This window comes from Bacillus sp. FSL K6-3431 (genome assembly GCF_038002605.1).
GTDB lineage: Bacteria > Bacillota > Bacilli > Bacillales > Bacillaceae_C > Lederbergia.
The window spans coordinates 3,314,663-3,331,245 of sequence record NZ_JBBOCT010000001.1 but is presented as its reverse complement, the minus strand read 5'-3'; the positions used below and the strand labels follow the sequence as shown (position 1 = coordinate 3,331,245).

The following is a 16,583-nucleotide window of genomic DNA, read 5'->3' as shown; positions in this document are numbered from 1 at the left end:
TTCCTCCTACTAATCTGGTCTAATATGTTTTTTTGAGGATGCTCACCTTTTATTTATTCCGTCCGAAACATTGCTGTCTATACGTCGATGAGCAAGACGCTTTCACTTTTCTTATTACCCTAGATCAGCATTTCCCTTTATTAGTTCATTTTGTAGTGAAGATATATTTACATCTCTGGCTGCACAATTTTCTTTGGCTGCGATTGCGGCCGCCGCTCCTGCCGCTTGTCCAATTGCCATACAGCTTGGTGTTAAACGTGTCGTTGCTTGTGCTTCGTGTGTAGTAGAAATGCAGCGTCCTGCTAACAATAAATTATTGACACTTTTAGGGACGATGGATCGATATGGTATGTCATATGCGCCACCTTCCTTAATAAAATTAGCTGTCACGCCTTTCCCTTCTGGATTATGAATATCGATCGGGTAACCGCTTCTAGCAATCACATCGGCAAATCTCGTTCCATTCAACACGTCTTCACCATTTAGAACATATTCCCCTATAATTCTTCGTGCTTCCCTCACACCTATTTGAGTTCCAGTAGAAACTACTGTGGCCTCTGAAAAACCAGGTATATATTGTCGAAAAAACTTTTCTAGCATATATACTTGTCTTCGTCCTTCAATTTCAGCTGCTGTTAAGTCTTCAGTATTCGTTGGATCTAGACCTGACACACGGGATACATTGATTAATGCTTCATCATCCCCTGGACCCGCAAAAAATAAAATACCATCTCGAGCAATCGGTAAATTCGCTTCATCCCATTGACGATAAAAACCCATAACCCCGGTTAATGGTAATTTATCTAGTTCACTAACTAATGACTTTTCATAAAATTCATCCGGGTTTTCCTGCATATATTTCTTTACTTCGTCCAGCTTTACACCTTTCATTCTAAATTTCATCGTCATCGGCTGAACCTTTTCATCCTTATTTCCTTTTTCCCACGGAGCTCCAGCAAGATAAGCTACATCTCCATCTCCAGTTGCATCAACAAAAACTTTTGATTTAATATTTACTTTTCCACTTTTATTATATACAGATACACTAGCAATTTGCTGATCAGACATGTTTACCTCAGTGACCATAGAATGCATGAGCAGCTTCACTCCGGCTTCTTCTAATAAATCAAAAGCCACCATTTTATACACTTCTGGATTGTAAGGTGTTAATGTATGAACAAATCCGATAGTATCTCGTAAATGGCCCGGTGAAGCATCCAGACTCATTAGTTTATCTACTATTTCTTGAGCAATTCCACGAATTACTTGTTTTCCTGTAGCAGTATGAAACGTCATCCATGGATATACCATTGCAGCGGTTGACATTCCTCCTAAAAATCCATACTTTTCTATCAATATTGTTTTCGCGCCACTTCTTGCTGCGCTAAGGGCCGCTGTGATCCCTGCTGGCCCTCCACCGAGAACGCTTACATCAAATGTTTCATGCTTTAAATCCATTTTGACCACCCTTTAATTATGATAGTTTTTAATATCCTATTTTATATAATGCAAATAGATAATAAAACCTATACACCCAATATTTTCCTCCCTATCATACCATTAATCTGTTAACTATTTTTTATTCCGTAAGAAAAGCACAAGCCCCTTATTCAGCGCTAGGTCCTATGTTCTTGGCCCTTTACCCATGAATAGCATAAAGGGGAGCGGGCGCTGCCCCCGTACACAAAAAATAAAAACATCCGCCAGGTTATTAGCGGATGTTTATTAAATGATCCATAATTGTATTACAGTTAAAGCGGCAACGCCCGGCAATCCTAAAAAACCAGAAACAACAGAAGTGGCGAAATTAATTGGCACAAAAATGCCAAATTGATTGCCGATGGCATTTAAAAAAAATAGGAATATAGCACCTATCATCACTTTCATAACAGCCTGTCCAGTCCACTTCAATGCCTTACCTGGCATCCCGACTACCAACAAGAAAGCAATCAATCCAAAGATTGCCAATATAATTATCATCGGATCCAAGTTTACCCCTCCCATATCGAATTATCCTTTCAACCTAGTGTATGAAAAGATTGTCCGAAAAGAACAAACCGGGAACCTAACATTATTTTTTCGTTGATATTTTTCTGATTTTTGCTTCTCGAAATAAAAAAAAGTATTTTGCTTGTGCAAGTAATGTTCTACAACGTATATCTTCACTTTGTTCATAGCTTAAGTTTTCCAAATGTCTTTGATGAAGCCAATTTTCTCGTGTACTTTCCATTACATCTATTAATTTCTGGTCATACGCTTTACGAAGCTTCTGTTTACGAAACATATAACGCACCCTTTCGTTATTATAATTCTCTTCTACCTTCCATTGCTTTAGAGAGGGTGACTTCGTCCGCGTATTCCAGATCTCCTCCAACCGGCAAACCATGAGCAATTCTAGTTACCGTAATACCAGACGGCTTTAAGAGCCTACTAATATACATCGCTGTAGCTTCACCTTCAATATTTGGATTTGTAGCTAGAATTACTTCCTGCACAGTATCATCCTGTAGCCTTTTTAATAGATCAGGAATATTAATATCCTCTGGTCCAATTCCCTCCATTGGAGAAATCGAACCATGTAATACATGGTAAAGTCCACTGTACTCTTTCATCTTTTCCATTGCAATAACATCTTTCGCTTCCTGGACTACACAGATCACACTTCTATCCCGTCGCTCGTCTTTACAAATATAGCAGGGATCTTGATCCGTAATATGGCCACAAACCGTACAAAATCCCAAGTCGCGCTTGGCATTTACGAGTGCCTTTGCAAAGTCTAACACTGTGTCTTCTTTCATATTTAAAACAAAAAAAGCCAGGCGGGCAGCAGTTTTTGGCCCGATTCCCGGCAGTCTCATAAAGCTATCAATTAGCTTTGATATTGGTTCAGGATAGTGCATATTTAAAACCTCCTACATTCCAGGAAGGTTGATTCCTTTAGTGAATTGCCCCATCGTTTGACTTGTCAGATCTTCTGCCTTCTTCAAAGCGTCATTTGTAGCAGCAAGCACAAGGTCTTGTAGCATTTCAATGTCTTCAGGATCAACTACTTCTTCTTTAATATTTACTTCTAACACCTCTTTATGACCAGATACAACAACTGTTACCATACCGCCACCAGCTGATCCTTCAATCCGCTTTTCTCCTAGCTCTTCTTGCGCCTCAGCCATTTTCTTTTGCATCTTTTGCATTTGCTTCATCATACCTTGCATATTTCCCATTCCACCACGCATTTACATAACCTCCATTAAATAATTAATTTTTTATTTCAATCAAATCTGCACCTACAAGCTTCATCGCTTCCGCAATCAGTGGATCTTCACTATTTTCCTCACCTTGTTCACCACTTTGCGTTTGGCTTTGCAAAAACTCTTCTCTAATCTCAGTCCATTGATCCTCTGGAACACCAACAAATTGATATTGCTTTCCTGACACTTCTTTTAAAAATGTTGATATTGTTTCAATGAGTTTATGATTTTCCACTGCCATTTGACAATGGATTTCATACTTGAATTTTAACACAAAAGCATTAGGTGAAGCAGCTGCCGGCTCTGCATCATTTAAAAGGGCAGATTGAGAACGCATTTGCCTACTGTTCAGCATTTCAAGTAGATCGCCCCAACGGCTTTTGATCGCATTTAAATCTTCACGTGTTGCATCTTTTAATACTTCCCTAATCATCCTTGTATTTGCGAGATACCTTTTTGTCGACCGAGTAGCTTTTTGGGATGGTTGAGCTTTCGTTGCCTCTTCCCCAATTGGTCTATTGTTTTTTAATAATGATATTTCTTTTTCAAGGGCATCAATTTTGGCGAATAACTCTTGTACGCTTGAATCATCCGCAACACCTGTTTTAGATTCTGTTTGGCAAAGTTTCACTAAACATACTTCTAAGTATATTCGCGCATGATTAGAAAATCTCATTTCTTGCTGGGTTTTGTTTAATATATCAATGTATTCATATATCTGTTCAGGAAAAATTTGCGTTGATAATGTTGTAAATCCTTCATCAAGTAGTGCACGTTCTAATGATTCTTCCAAGTTTGGGGCTGTTTTATATAGAAGCATATCACGAAAATACAAAATTAGGTCTTCTACAAAACGCGCCGGATCTTTTCCTTGACGCATTAACTCTTCAAGCGCCTCAAGTGCCTGTGGAATATCCTTTTCATGCATTGCTTGTCCTAATCGATTTAAGTAACTTTGTGCGACTGAACCTGTTACAGCTAAAGCGTCCTCCACTGTCACCCCATCAACACTAAAAGAAACAGCTTGGTCAAGAAGACTAAGTGCATCACGCATTCCACCTTCAGCGGCCCTAGCAACAACGTGGAGCGCCTTTTCATCAAACTGAAGCCCTGATTCAGTTGCAATATGAGTCATTCGTCCAACAATGTCTTGTGCAGTAATCCGTTTAAAATCGAAACGCTGACAACGTGATATGATCGTCAATGGAATTTTATGTGGCTCCGTTGTAGCCAATATGAAAATAACATGCTGTGGCGGCTCCTCCAATGTTTTCAATAATGCGTTGAAAGCACTGATGGAAAGCATATGCACTTCATCAATAATATATACTTTATAAGGAACAGAGTTTGGTGCAAAATTCACTTTATCAAGCACATCTCGCATTTCCTCAACTCTACTATTAGATGCAGCGTCAAATTCAATCACATCTTGATTGGAACCGTCTGTAATCCCTTTACACGCAGCACATTCATTACACGGTTCGGATACAGGCATCTTTTCGCAATTTACCGCTTTAGCCAATATTTTGGCTGCGCTCGTTTTTCCTGTTCCACGTGGTCCAGAAAACAAATAAGCATGGGATGTTTTTTGTTGGAGGAGAGCGTTTTGCAATGTTCTTGTTACGTGTTCTTGACCAACAACGTCCGTAAATGATTGCGGTCGCCATACTCGATATAATGCTTGATAGCTCATATTTTCCTCCTCCATTTTCTTTTTCCCGAAATATTTTTCACTTCTTCTATTATACCTTAATCAAACCTATATTTTCAAAGCCAAGCTGAATATTTAGGATTGTTCGGATGATTTTCCACTTTACCTTCTAAAAGTAGCTGTTCAAAAGGTAGCTGGTTCGCCATATCATGCCATTGTTACAGAAAAGTATAGTTTTGTCTGGAATTATTAATTCACTATTGGTCTTACTTTTTCAGTTTCATTACATTCTATAAATATCCTTTCTCCTCATCTTAAGACCCTTTCGTTTACTTTGTAATAAACTCAGAAATTCCGACATATTTCTTATAATTATTTCCCAGGGAATCTACCCTTAAAGTAGCTTATACATAAGGAAAGCCGGAAAGCTCAATTTCCCATCGATAAGGCAAACTTATGAACTTGAGCCGATGCCGTCTATAGCTGGATACAAAAAAGCCATCCTTTATTGGATGGCTTTGTATGTGCAATATAAATACCGTGCACCTTCCTTCGACTGTGTTCCATAAGCGTTACTTAAGCAGTTAGCTCGACCCAGGCAACCCTGCGGCACATGAGAGCTTCCACTTAATGCTGCTTCCTTCCGGACCTGACATGGTTCATGGATTCTCATTGCGCAGGACCCGAGTGTCCACACCACTTACTTAAGGCAGACCTTACAGAACAACAGCCTCTAGAAGGAATTCAACCCCGCTGGAGCGGATTGCGGGTTACAAGGCTCCGCTACTTCCCCGTCTAGCACGATACATTTTATTATACTTCTTTTTCACAAAAAAATCAATGACTGGTCACATCGAGATTGATACTTTCTTTTTCCATTAATTTGCGCTGTTTCTCTTCTTTCTTTTTTTCACGAATACTTCGAAAAAAATGACTTAACAAATGTCCGCATTCCTCTTCTAATACTCCTGCTATCACATTACTTTGGTGATTAAAGCGATTATCAGTGAGTAAATTCATTAATGTACCTGCACAGCCGCCTTTTGGATCTGGGGCTCCATACACCACTTTTTTTATTCTGGATAAAATAATAGCACCGCTACACATAGAGCATGGCTCGAGTGTCACGTACAACTCCGCATTTTCCAAGCGCCACGTACCAAGTTTTTTGCACGCTCGGTCAATCGCTAAAAGCTCTGCATGTGCTATTGCATTTTGTTCCGTCTCCCTAAGATTATAAGCAGTAGCGATGACCTCCCCGTCAAGAATAATAACCGCCCCAATCGGAACCTCATTTAATTTCTCTGCTTTTTTTGCTTCAGCTATAGCAAGCAGCATATAGTCTTCTTCTGATCGATGTACCATAGTTGAATGACCCCTTTGATCGGATTTTATCTTACTATAATATCAACAATGTCCGTTTTATGCCTAAATTGGGTCTAGTTTCTTACCATTCTTCATACAATAGTGTCAGCCATTCTTTTGGTTAAGGAGGAATTATATGCAAATTCATATTGTCGAATCTACTCAGACATTGGGTGCGATTGCTGCTCGCTATAGTGTAACAGCAAATGTAATTGCCGAAGCAAATGAATTACCAAACCCTGATCAACTTGTTGTTGGGCAAGCACTCGTTATTCCTATCGTGGGGAGCTTTTACTGGGTCGAACCTGGGGACAGCTTCTGGTCCATCGGTAGGAAATTAGGTATTCCTTATCAGGAGCTTGCCCGCATAAATGGAATTACAATCAACCATCCGCTCACAATCGGTATGCGTCTCTATATTCCACCAAAACAAAAGACGAATCGTGAATTTAATGCATATGTTGAACCCCTTGGTGGATCGGTTTCGGAAGCGCTTGAATCTAGCACACGTAAAGCCGCTCCGTATCTAACGTATTTGTCTCCATTCGGATACTTAGCCAAGCGAGATGGTTCCTTAACTCCGCCTCCATTAAATAATTTTCCTGCCATTGCCCGAGACAACAATAATCTACTTGTTATGGTTATTGCCAATCAAGAAAATGGACAATTCAGTACAGAGCTTGTCCATGTTCTCCTAACAAATGAGCAAGTGAGAAATACATTTTTAACAAATATTATTAATGAGGCGAAACGAGTTGGCTTTGGCGATATCCATTTCGATTTGGAACGTATTCTTCCAACTGATCGAGAAGCCTACAACCAATTTTTAAGGATTGCTCGCGATCGGTTACATGCTGAAGGTCTGATGATATCAACAGCATTAGCACCAAAAACAAGTGGAACACAGCAAGGAGAATGGTATGAAGGTCATGATTATCAAGCACATGGAGATATCGTAGATTATACCGTAATTATGACATATGAATGGGGTTATAGCGGTGGTCCAGCGATGGCTGTCTCACCAATTGGACCTGTGCGGCAGGTACTTGAATATGCACTAACAGTAATACCTGCAAATAAAATTTTAATGGGACAAAATTTATATGGTTATGACTGGACACTTCCTTTCGAGCAAGGAACAACAGCAAAAGCTGTTAGCCCACAGCAAGCTATCCAAATCGCTGCTAATAATCAAGTAGCTATCCAATATGATGAAACATCCCAAGCGCCATTTTTTCATTACACTGCCGAGGATGGAAAAAACCATGAAGTTTGGTTTGAAGATGCAAGATCTATTCAGGCAAAGTTTGACCTAGTAAAGGAATTAAAACTACGTGGTGTTAGCTATTGGAAACTCGGTCTCTCTTTCCCACAAAACTGGCTATTAATTACAGATAACTTTGAAATTGTAAAAAAATAAATTAATAAAACCCACTACATTTCTGCAGTGGGTTTAGTATCTCGAATATTTATGCGTTAAGTTAATGGAGGAGGAAGAGGGATTCGAACCCCCGCGAGATTTGACTCCCCTGTCGGTTTTCAAGACCGATCCCTTCAGCCAGACTTGGGTATTCCTCCTTGGTAACAAAAATAATAATAACAGGATATTTTCCGATTGTCAAATTCAAAAGTCCAAAAAAATGGATGTCGAACTTCGTTATCAGCTTACTTCTACACACCTAAGAATCTTCGCCACAGTATTAATTAATCCCACTCCTTTAATACACCACTGATAGAAAAAGACTCATGGAAAATAATAACTCCATGAGACTCATTTTATTAATTAATTACTTCTTTATTTCTCATATACGGACGGAGTACCTCTGGAATTTCCACCGTACCATCTTCCTGTTGGTAATTCTCCAAAATAGCAGCCACTGTTCTGCCAATTGCCAAACCTGAACCATTTAATGTATGGACATGTTGCGGTTTTGCATTAGGTTCCGGACGGAAGCGAATATTCGCACGCCTTGCTTGATAAGCCTCAAAATTTGAACATGAAGAAATTTCTCTATAGGTGCCATAGCTTGGAATCCATACTTCTAAATCATATTTTTTAGCTGCTGTGAATCCAAGATCCCCAGTGCACATGCTCAAGACCCGGTATGGTAAATTAAGTAGCTGTAACACCTTTTCAGCATGGCCAGTCAATATTTCTAATTCAGCATATGAGTCTTCCGGTTTAACAAACCTTACTAACTCTACCTTGTTAAATTGATGCTGACGAATCAAGCCACGTGTGTCACGCCCGGCAGATCCTGCCTCTGAACGGAAACAAGCGCTATAAGCTGAATAAGTAATTGGAAGTATATCCCCCTGTAGAATTTCATCACGATGATAATTTGTTACGGGTACTTCAGCTGTCGGAATAAGGAAATAGTCCTCTTCTTCAATTAAGAAGGCATCCTCTTCAAATTTTGGTAACTGTCCAGTGCCAGTCATGCTCGTTCTATTTACCATATATGGAGGAATCATTTCTTCATAGCCATGTTCCTCCACATGAAGATCAAGCATGAAACTGATCAACGCTCGTTCTAAACGCGCCCCTAAGCCTTTATAAAATACAAACCGACTTCCTGTTACTTTAGCTGCTCTTTCAAAATCAACAATTCCAAGTTTACTTGCAATATCCCAATGTGGCTTCGGTTCAAATGCAAATTGGCGAACTTCTCCCCAATTTCGAATCTCTACATTATCGTCTTCAGATTCACCTACAGGCACACTTTCATGAGGTATATTTGGAATAGATAATAGCAATTGTCCTAACTCTTCTTCCACCTCACGGATCCTGGTATCTAATTCTTTAATTTTATCACCGACTACCCGCATCTCCGTAATTAATTCGTCTGCATTTTGTTTTTCTTTTTTCATTTGAGCAATTTGTTGGGAAACTTCATTTCGCTTATTTTTTAACTGTTCTACATTTAGAATAGATTCACGTCTCCGTTGATCCAATTCCCCGAATTTATCCAAGTCAGTTAAATCTTCACCTCGGTGCTGTAACTTTGCCTTTATTTCTTCAAAATTTCCACGCAATAATTTCATATCTAGCATGACATTTCCTCCTTGCTTATATTATATTATTTTAGACAAAACAAAAACTCCCATCCCTAGAAGGGACGAGAGTTACCCGCGTTGCCACCCAAATTGAAAGCGCAATGCTTTCCTCTTAATTAGATAACGGCTTTGAACCGAAAATGCTTAATAACCAAGGGCTTTAGGCATTTTACTCAAGGATGGATTCACAGGGAGCGTCACCGATTCACACCAACCATCGGCTCTCTTAAGACTACATATCCGTTACTATTTCCTATCGACATTTTTACGCATATAAATTTGCTCATACTATACTATATCTGTTAGATAAATGCAAATTTTTTATCGTTCTAATTATAATTATATAAAAGTGTCAGCTAATAAAGAGTGCCTTACGCTTTTCTTTGTCTAGCTTCAGGCGCCATCGGCTCGAGGTCACAAGTCAAATTGCTGTGGTGGCTGGGATGCTGCCTCCTCGCAATTCGTCTTGTGCTTGTCGCCGATATGCAGGCGCCTTACGCTTTTCTTTGTCTAGCTTCAAGCGCCATCGGCTCGAGGTCACAAGTCAAATTGCTGTGGTGGCTGGGATGCTGCCTCCTCGCAATTCGTCTTGTGCTTGTCGCCGATATGCGGGCGCCTTACGCTTTTCTTATCATTTCAATAAAGTAGTTTGTCAAACTATTATCAACTGTTAGTTCTGGGTGGAATGAACAGCCAAGAAATTGTCCTTCTCTTACTGCAACAATTCTACCATCATACTTCGCTAATATTTCCACATTTTCGCCAGCTTCTGTAATATGAGGAGCTCTTATAAACACGGCATTCATGGAGTTTGTTACTCCAGCAATCGCTATATCAGCCTCAAAGCTATCGCGCTGACGACCAAATGAATTTCGTTCAACAACAACATCCATCAGTCCTAAATGAACTTCATCAGATCCGCTTATTTTATTAGCAAGTAATATTAATCCTGCGCATGTCCCAAATATTGGTTTACCAATTTCAGCAAATTCACGAAGTGGTTCCATGAACTGATATTTGTCAAGTAATCTTCGCATCGTTGTGCTTTCCCCACCAGGTAAAATCAATCCATCCACATGAACAAGCTGATCTACATTTTTCACGACAACTGCCTGTACTCCACATTGTTCTACTGCTCGTACATGCTCACGTACTGCTCCTTGAAGCCCAAGTATGCCAACCGTAATCGCTTCGTTCACTTTACCACCCGCGCTCCTGCATCCGTTGTTCTGCTGCAAGTGTAGAGATTTCAATACCTTTCATTGGTGTTCCAAGTCCTTTAGAAAGTTCTGCAATTTTTGCATAATCTTGATAATGAGTTGTTGCTTCTACGATCGCACGAGCGAACTTCGCAGGGTTTTCAGATTTGAAAATACCAGAGCCAACAAACACACCATCTGCTCCTAGCTGCATCATTAAAGCAGCATCCGCTGGCGTTGCTACACCACCGGCAGCAAAGTTAACAACTGGTAGACGTCCAGTCCGCTTGATTTCCAATAATAATTCATACGGAGCACCCAGCAGTTTAGCTTCCGTCATTAATTCATCCTCATCCATATATGAAACTTTACGTACTTGAGCATTTACTTTTCTAATATGTCGAACTGCCTCAACAATATTTCCTGTTCCTGGTTCGCCTTTTGTTCTAAGCATAGAAGCGCCTTCACCTATTCTACGAGCCGCTTCACCTAGATCGCGACATCCACAAACGAATGGTACAGTATATTCTTTTTTATTTAAATGGAACTCCTCATCTGCCGGAGTTAGCACTTCACTTTCATCTATATAATCAACGCCCATAGCCTCTAATATACGCGCTTCTACAATGTGACCAATTCGAGCTTTCGCCATTACTGGAATAGAAACTGCTGCCATTACTTCCTCTACGATAGTTGGATCGGCCATTCTTGCTACGCCACCTGCAGCGCGAATATCGGAAGGCACTCTTTCAAGAGCCATTACTGCTACAGCTCCAGCTTCTTCTGCTAATTTCGCTTGCTCCGCGTTAATGACATCCATTATTACGCCGCCTTTTTGCATTTCAGCCATACCGCGTTTTACAAGATCTGTTCCAGTTTTCATTTCTAGTCGCCCCTTTAATGTAAATGATTCTTTTTTTCTTTCTAATTAAAACTATCGGAATAATACGATACCATTTAGTAAACTATAAAAATACCCCCCTGTCAATACAGGAGGGACCAGAAATCACAAGTAGCTTGTCCAACCCTAACAAGAACCATGAAAATGACTGTAATCTCGAAGGCCTAGACATTGGTGTCTAAAATTGTACTTGTAAACTTTCATCGAAACAATGTATCTTTTAGGAATAATAGAAAGTTACAATTAACGCTGCCCGGACTCTAGCACTAATTACAACAGAACAGACCGTTTAGAACCAGCCTTTCACCATATCTGTGGCACTTCCCCAGATATCAGAGAAAAAACCGCCTACACCACGCATCATCAATACAAACCAATTTGCTTTTTCAACTTTTTCAGTTGTAACAACTTTTACTGTTTGTGTGTAGCCTTTTTCTAAGAACCCATCATCTTCATTTCCTTTTTGGACAGCTCCAAGGGTTCCTACTTGTTCGCCTTTCTTGAGAGGAGCAGTTAACACTCCTTCTTTATTCATTTTCTTTTTATCAACTGTAAAAACAGGGTTAAACGATTTTTCTTCCCCATTTTTAATAACCAATTGTAATGGTTGTTCTGTATGGATTTTGACAGATTTCTCCTTACCCTTTGTTACAGGCAATGACTTTTTCCCTTTTAATTCATAATTTTTCGGAAAAATTTCTTTCATTGAAAAATTCGCAAAAGCATAATCCATCAATTTTCTTGTTTCACCAAATCGTCCTTTATCACTGCTATTACCATCTGAATCTTTCGCATTCATTACAACGGTGATAATTCTCATATCATCACGTTTAGCCGTTCCTGTAAAGCTACGTCCAGCAAAATCAGTGGTTCCGGTCTTTAATCCATCTACACCTGGATATTCAAAATCAAGACCTGGAAGCATTTTGTTCCAGTTTGTCATTTCGCCTATTAAATCACGAAATTTCATTGTTGGTACACTAGATGTTTCCAGTACTTCTGGAAAATCCTTCATCAATTGAGCAGCAAGTTTAGCTGTTGATCGCGCTGACATGACACTCTCATCTTCAGGACCTGTTCCATCAGGATGCTTTCCTAGTAAACTTTGATTATTTAAACCTGTTGAGTTTACAAAATTATAATTATCTAGTCCAAGCTCTTCTGCTTTTTCATTCATCATTTTAACAAATTTTGATTCTGAACCAGCAATAGCTTCTGCAATAGCAATTGTAGCCCCATTTGCTGAATAGATTGCTAATGCTTCGTACAATTCTCTAATTGTATAAGGTTTTCCTACTTCAAGGCCAACATTTGAAAGTGCTGTATCTTTAGAGACTTGATGGACATACTCACTTATTATTTGCTCTTGATCCCATGAAATTTTCTTTTCTTTAATGGCTTCGAACATAAGATATTCCGTCATCATTTTCGTCATAGACGCAATACCCAGCGCTGTATCTATATTTTTTGCATATAAAATTTTTCCTGTGCTTACTTCTACTACAATAGCAGCATCGGCATTGACATCTAATGATGTTTCTGCAAAAGCACGCTCAGGGAGTTGGATAACACTTAACATTACAATAACGGCTAAACCTAATGCTATATACATCTTACTCCATCTTTTTTTCACATGAAAACCCTCCAACTATATATGTACACCTTTGTCATTTTAGCATAATTCCGCCCTCTTTAGTACATGACAATCGTCGCATTTACTTTCGATCCTATCTCTAAATTGAAAACTTCCATAAAAAAAAGGCAGGTTTTGTTTATATTATACACCTGCCATTTTTTCATTTATGAAAGTGAATAATTCGGAGCTTCTTTTGTAATCTGTACTTGATGTGGATGACTTTCGCGTAATCCAGCTCCAGTCATTTTAATAAATTGTGCATGCTCACGGAAATCTGCTAAATCAGCTGCCCCGCAATATCCCATTCCAGCACGTAATCCACCGATTAGTTGATAAAGTGTATCTGCAAGAGGGCCTTTATATGGTAAACGTCCTTCAATTCCTTCAGGTACAAATTTCTTCGCATCTTCTTGGAAATAACGATCTTTAGAACCTTTTTCCATTGCTGCTTCAGAACCCATCCCACGGTATACTTTAAAACGACGTCCTTGGAATATTTCCGTTTCTCCTGGACTTTCAGATGTTCCTGCTAATAGACTACCAAGCATAACGGCATGTCCGCCTGCTGCAAGAGCTTTAACAATATCACCTGAATATTTAACCCCGCCATCCGCAATAATCGCCTTGCCTAATTTTCTTGCTTCTGTAGCACAGTCATAAATTGCAGTGATTTGTGGAACACCTACACCAGCAACTACCCGTGTCGTACAAATTGAACCAGGCCCAATACCAACCTTCACTACATCAGCGCCAGCCTCAATTAACGCCCGTGTGGCTTCTGCAGTGGCTACGTTACCTGCAATAATATTCAATGTCGGATATTTACTTCGAATCTCTTGAACGACCTTTAGCACCCCCGCAGAGTGTCCATGGGCGGTATCAATAACGATCACATCAACTTGAGAGTTAACAAGCATTTGTACACGTTTCATCGTATCACCAGTTACTCCTACAGCAGCTCCTACGAGTAAGCGCCCTTGTTTATCTTTAGCTGAACGAGGAAACTCGATGACCTTTTCGATATCCTTGATTGTTATTAGTCCTTTTAAAACGCCATTATCATCAATTAGTGGCAACTTTTCAATTCGATGCTGTTGTAATATTTTCTCAGCCTCGGCAAGAGTTGTCCCTACTGAAGCAGTCACCAAGTTTTCTTTCGTCATTACATCTGTAATTAAAAGAGAAAAGTCTTGAATAAAACGCATATCTCGATTAGTAATAATACCTACAAGGATTTTATCCTCCACGTTATTAACAATTGGAACACCAGAAATACGGTATTTACCCATCAAATGTTCAGCATCATATACTTTATGTTCCGGAGTTAAGAAAAATGGATCGGTAATTACTCCACTTTCAGAACGCTTAACCTTATCAACTTTTTCTGCTTGTTGCTCTATACTCATGTTCTTGTGAATAATACCTAATCCACCTTGCCTAGCCATAGAGATAGCCATTTTCGACTCGGTGACTGTATCCATCCCTGCACTGATAATTGGTATATTCAGCTTGAGTGTCTTAGTTAACTCCACACTTAAATTAACTTCATTTGGTAAAACGTTTGATTGGGCTGGAATTAATAGCACATCATCAAAGGTTAAGCCCTCTTTTACAAATTTGGAATCCCACATTTTTTTCTTCCTCCTGCCGAAAATATTATTAGTAGGTTATCAATTGGTTACAATACTGTCAAGGATATATAGCTATGTTCCATTTTTCAAATAACTTAAGGAGTGAAAACATTTGTATAATGAGGATACTACATGGAAACAACTTTTATTTTTTCATTCCGCAGAAACTTCACAACAATATTTAAAAAATTGTTATCATAAAATTGCTGTAAAAGATCCAGAGCAAAAAGGGTACGAGAATTCTTATCCTTTTATTTACTATTTAGAACAAGGAAAAGTCTTTTACGATCAGGCTATTAATGCTCCCTTTTCTATCAAGCCAGTACTACTATTTTACGGGCTGGTCCATTTAATAAAAGCATCTTTACTTACAGTTGATCCTTTATATCCGAGTACAACCTCTGTCCTTGCTCACGGTGTTTCAACAAGAAAAAGAAAAAAACGTCAATATCAATTTTATAATGATGAAGTTAAAGTACAAAAGTTTGGCTTATGCACTTATTTTTCAGAACAAATGTTTCACGTGAAACATTTAGAAGGTGAAAAATTTATTATGCGCGATTTATTTTCTCTTATCGCCGAACTAGATGATGCTTTCCTTTTCATTAAAAATAGTAATAACATTACTTTTCTAGATCAAAACAAATCTGGACTTTGGCATATTCCTAACAAGATTCATGAGTCATACTATATGAGTGAAAAAAGATTGAGACATTACTTGAATACAAAGCATCATGGTCCACTAACCTGGTGTGATGAAAGCAATAACATACTTAGTTTTTATCAAGAGGCGTCTGTACAACCACCTTTTAGATATCATCTATTTAAACAAAAGGCTTGTTTACCTAGTACACTTCATCCATATAGCCAGCTCCATGATCTTATTATCCATTACCTACTTCTCTATAATCTAAGCATGATTTCACGCTATGAAACGGAATGGTGGTTTGATTTAATCAAAACTACACCAAACGCTGACTTCCCTTTTATTAAAACCTTTTTATCGATCACGGAAAAAAAGGGACCATACCTTATTCTCCAATATCTTAAATCAAAACTTATAAAGGTCCTTTAAAAGTTTTTCTTGCCTGAAGAATATAAAAAAATAACACGACTAGGCGATTCACCTTATCGTGTTATTTTAATATGCCCGGCAATGTCCTGCTCTTGCAGGGGGAAACCCCCAACTACCATCGGCGCTGAAGAGCTTAACTACCGTGTTCGAGATGGGAACGGGTGTGACCTCTTCGCAATCATCACCGGACTCACACATACTTAAATGCGTTTGACCTTACTTATAATATTATACAGGTATTATATAAAACTTTCAAGAAGAATATTATAATCTCTCTTTATTTTATATCAATTAATTGGATTTATATGAAATATATAAGATCTCCGACTATTAACTGCATAGAGATCTCAGCAGTTTCTGAGGAAATGTTAATTAGCATACCATGGTTACTTCTCAGCCAACACTACCAATTGCATATTAATGGAATTCCACATCTTGCAGATTAATTAAATTAGTTATTAAAGGTAGAAAGATATTTGAAATATATCGTAGAATAAAAATTAAACATGTAAGTAAAACCTAACTAACTCTAATTCAATATATGTCACCATTAGAAACTTTTTTTCTAGTGAAGAAAAAATAAAAAAAGGCACGACACATATAAAATGTGTCGTGCCTTGATGCCTGGCAACGTCCTGCTCTTGCAGGGGGAAACCCCCAACTACCATCGGCGCTGAAGAGCTTAACTACCGTGTTCGAGATGGGAACGGGTGTGACCTCTTCGCTATCGCCACCAGACTTGCACACGGATGTGCTGACTTCTGTGTTGCCACATGACGTGGCGATCTTAACAGAAGATCATTGAAAAGAACTTTTCATT

At 38.9% G+C, this 16,583-nt stretch carries 14 protein-coding genes, 1 tRNA gene, 2 rRNA genes, 1 other RNA gene and 1 other annotated feature; of the genes, 2 read left to right on the top strand and 16 right to left on the bottom strand.

Annotated features, from left to right (window positions below; all coding sequences use genetic code 11):
* Positions 1–114: 114 nt before the first annotated feature.
* The 8 genes from MHB53_RS16085 to tadA form a co-directional block, all read right to left on the bottom strand.
* Complete coding sequence (locus MHB53_RS16085) at positions 115–1,458, bottom strand: FAD-dependent oxidoreductase (RefSeq protein ID WP_340920195.1); 1,344 nt, start codon at positions 1,456–1,458, stop codon at positions 115–117.
* 267 nt (positions 1,459–1,725) lie between these two features.
* Positions 1,726–1,980: a pro-sigmaK processing inhibitor BofA family protein gene (locus MHB53_RS16080; RefSeq protein WP_445661530.1), complete on the bottom strand. Its 255-nt coding sequence runs from the start codon at positions 1,978–1,980 to the stop codon at positions 1,726–1,728.
* A gap of 91 nt (positions 1,981–2,071) precedes the next feature.
* A complete protein-coding gene (locus MHB53_RS16075; RefSeq protein ID WP_340920191.1) occupies positions 2,072–2,284 on the bottom strand; it encodes a YaaL family protein in 213 nt (70 codons plus the stop codon).
* 19 nt (positions 2,285–2,303) lie between these two features.
* Positions 2,304–2,900 carry a recombination mediator RecR gene (gene recR, locus MHB53_RS16070; protein WP_340920189.1) on the bottom strand — a complete coding sequence of 199 codons (597 nt, stop codon included), beginning with the start codon at positions 2,898–2,900 and terminating at the stop codon, positions 2,304–2,306.
* A 12-nt stretch (positions 2,901–2,912) separates the two neighbouring features.
* On the bottom strand, positions 2,913–3,233 hold the full coding sequence (locus MHB53_RS16065; RefSeq protein WP_340920187.1) for a YbaB/EbfC family nucleoid-associated protein: 321 nt from the start codon (positions 3,231–3,233) through the stop codon (positions 2,913–2,915).
* A gap of 22 nt (positions 3,234–3,255) precedes the next feature.
* Positions 3,256–4,941: a DNA polymerase III subunit gamma/tau gene (gene dnaX / locus MHB53_RS16060; RefSeq protein ID WP_340920184.1), complete on the bottom strand. Its 1,686-nt coding sequence runs from the start codon at positions 4,939–4,941 to the stop codon at positions 3,256–3,258.
* Between the two features lie 496 nt (positions 4,942–5,437).
* Positions 5,438–5,703, bottom strand: an RNA gene (gene ffs / locus MHB53_RS16055) — signal recognition particle sRNA large type.
* A 33-nt stretch (positions 5,704–5,736) separates the two neighbouring features.
* On the bottom strand, positions 5,737–6,264 hold the full coding sequence (gene tadA / locus MHB53_RS16050) for a tRNA adenosine(34) deaminase TadA (RefSeq protein ID WP_340920181.1): 528 nt from the start codon (positions 6,262–6,264) through the stop codon (positions 5,737–5,739).
* Positions 6,265–6,400: 136 nt separating this feature from the next.
* On the opposite strand from tadA, the gene MHB53_RS16045 reads away from it, so the two are divergent.
* Positions 6,401–7,684, top strand: coding sequence for a glycoside hydrolase family 18 protein (locus tag MHB53_RS16045; RefSeq protein ID WP_340920179.1), 1,284 nt, complete (start codon positions 6,401–6,403; stop codon positions 7,682–7,684).
* 65 nt (positions 7,685–7,749) lie between these two features.
* Here MHB53_RS16045 and MHB53_RS16040 read toward each other — a convergent pair.
* From MHB53_RS16040 to guaB, 6 genes are all read right to left on the bottom strand, one after another.
* Positions 7,750–7,842, bottom strand: a tRNA-Ser gene (locus tag MHB53_RS16040).
* A gap of 201 nt (positions 7,843–8,043) precedes the next feature.
* Positions 8,044–9,318: a serine--tRNA ligase gene (serS, locus tag MHB53_RS16035; RefSeq protein WP_340920177.1), complete on the bottom strand. Its 1,275-nt coding sequence runs from the start codon at positions 9,316–9,318 to the stop codon at positions 8,044–8,046.
* Positions 9,319–9,376: 58 nt separating this feature from the next.
* Positions 9,377–9,590, bottom strand: a binding site (T-box leader).
* Between the two features lie 348 nt (positions 9,591–9,938).
* The gene (gene pdxT / locus MHB53_RS16030; protein ID WP_340924768.1) at positions 9,939–10,508 is read right to left on the bottom strand and encodes a pyridoxal 5'-phosphate synthase glutaminase subunit PdxT; all 570 of its coding nucleotides are present in this window, start codon (positions 10,506–10,508) and stop codon (positions 9,939–9,941) included.
* 13 nt (positions 10,509–10,521) lie between these two features.
* Complete coding sequence (gene pdxS / locus MHB53_RS16025) at positions 10,522–11,403, bottom strand: pyridoxal 5'-phosphate synthase lyase subunit PdxS (protein ID WP_340920175.1); 882 nt, start codon at positions 11,401–11,403, stop codon at positions 10,522–10,524.
* Between the two features lie 307 nt (positions 11,404–11,710).
* On the bottom strand, positions 11,711–13,033 hold the full coding sequence (locus MHB53_RS16020; RefSeq protein ID WP_445661529.1) for a D-alanyl-D-alanine carboxypeptidase family protein: 1,323 nt from the start codon (positions 13,031–13,033) through the stop codon (positions 11,711–11,713).
* Positions 13,034–13,221: 188 nt separating this feature from the next.
* A complete protein-coding gene (gene guaB / locus MHB53_RS16015; protein WP_340920172.1) occupies positions 13,222–14,688 on the bottom strand; it encodes an IMP dehydrogenase in 1,467 nt (488 codons plus the stop codon).
* A gap of 112 nt (positions 14,689–14,800) precedes the next feature.
* On the opposite strand from guaB, the gene MHB53_RS16010 reads away from it, so the two are divergent.
* Positions 14,801–15,763, top strand: a complete 963-nt coding sequence (locus MHB53_RS16010; RefSeq protein WP_340920170.1) for a YaaC family protein — start codon at positions 14,801–14,803, stop codon at positions 15,761–15,763.
* 73 nt (positions 15,764–15,836) lie between these two features.
* Here MHB53_RS16010 and rrf (MHB53_RS16005) read toward each other — a convergent pair.
* A 5S ribosomal RNA gene (gene rrf / locus MHB53_RS16005) occupies positions 15,837–15,952 on the bottom strand.
* Positions 15,953–16,385: 433 nt separating this feature from the next.
* A 5S ribosomal RNA gene (gene rrf / locus MHB53_RS16000) occupies positions 16,386–16,501 on the bottom strand.
* Positions 16,502–16,583: the final 82 nt, after the last annotated feature.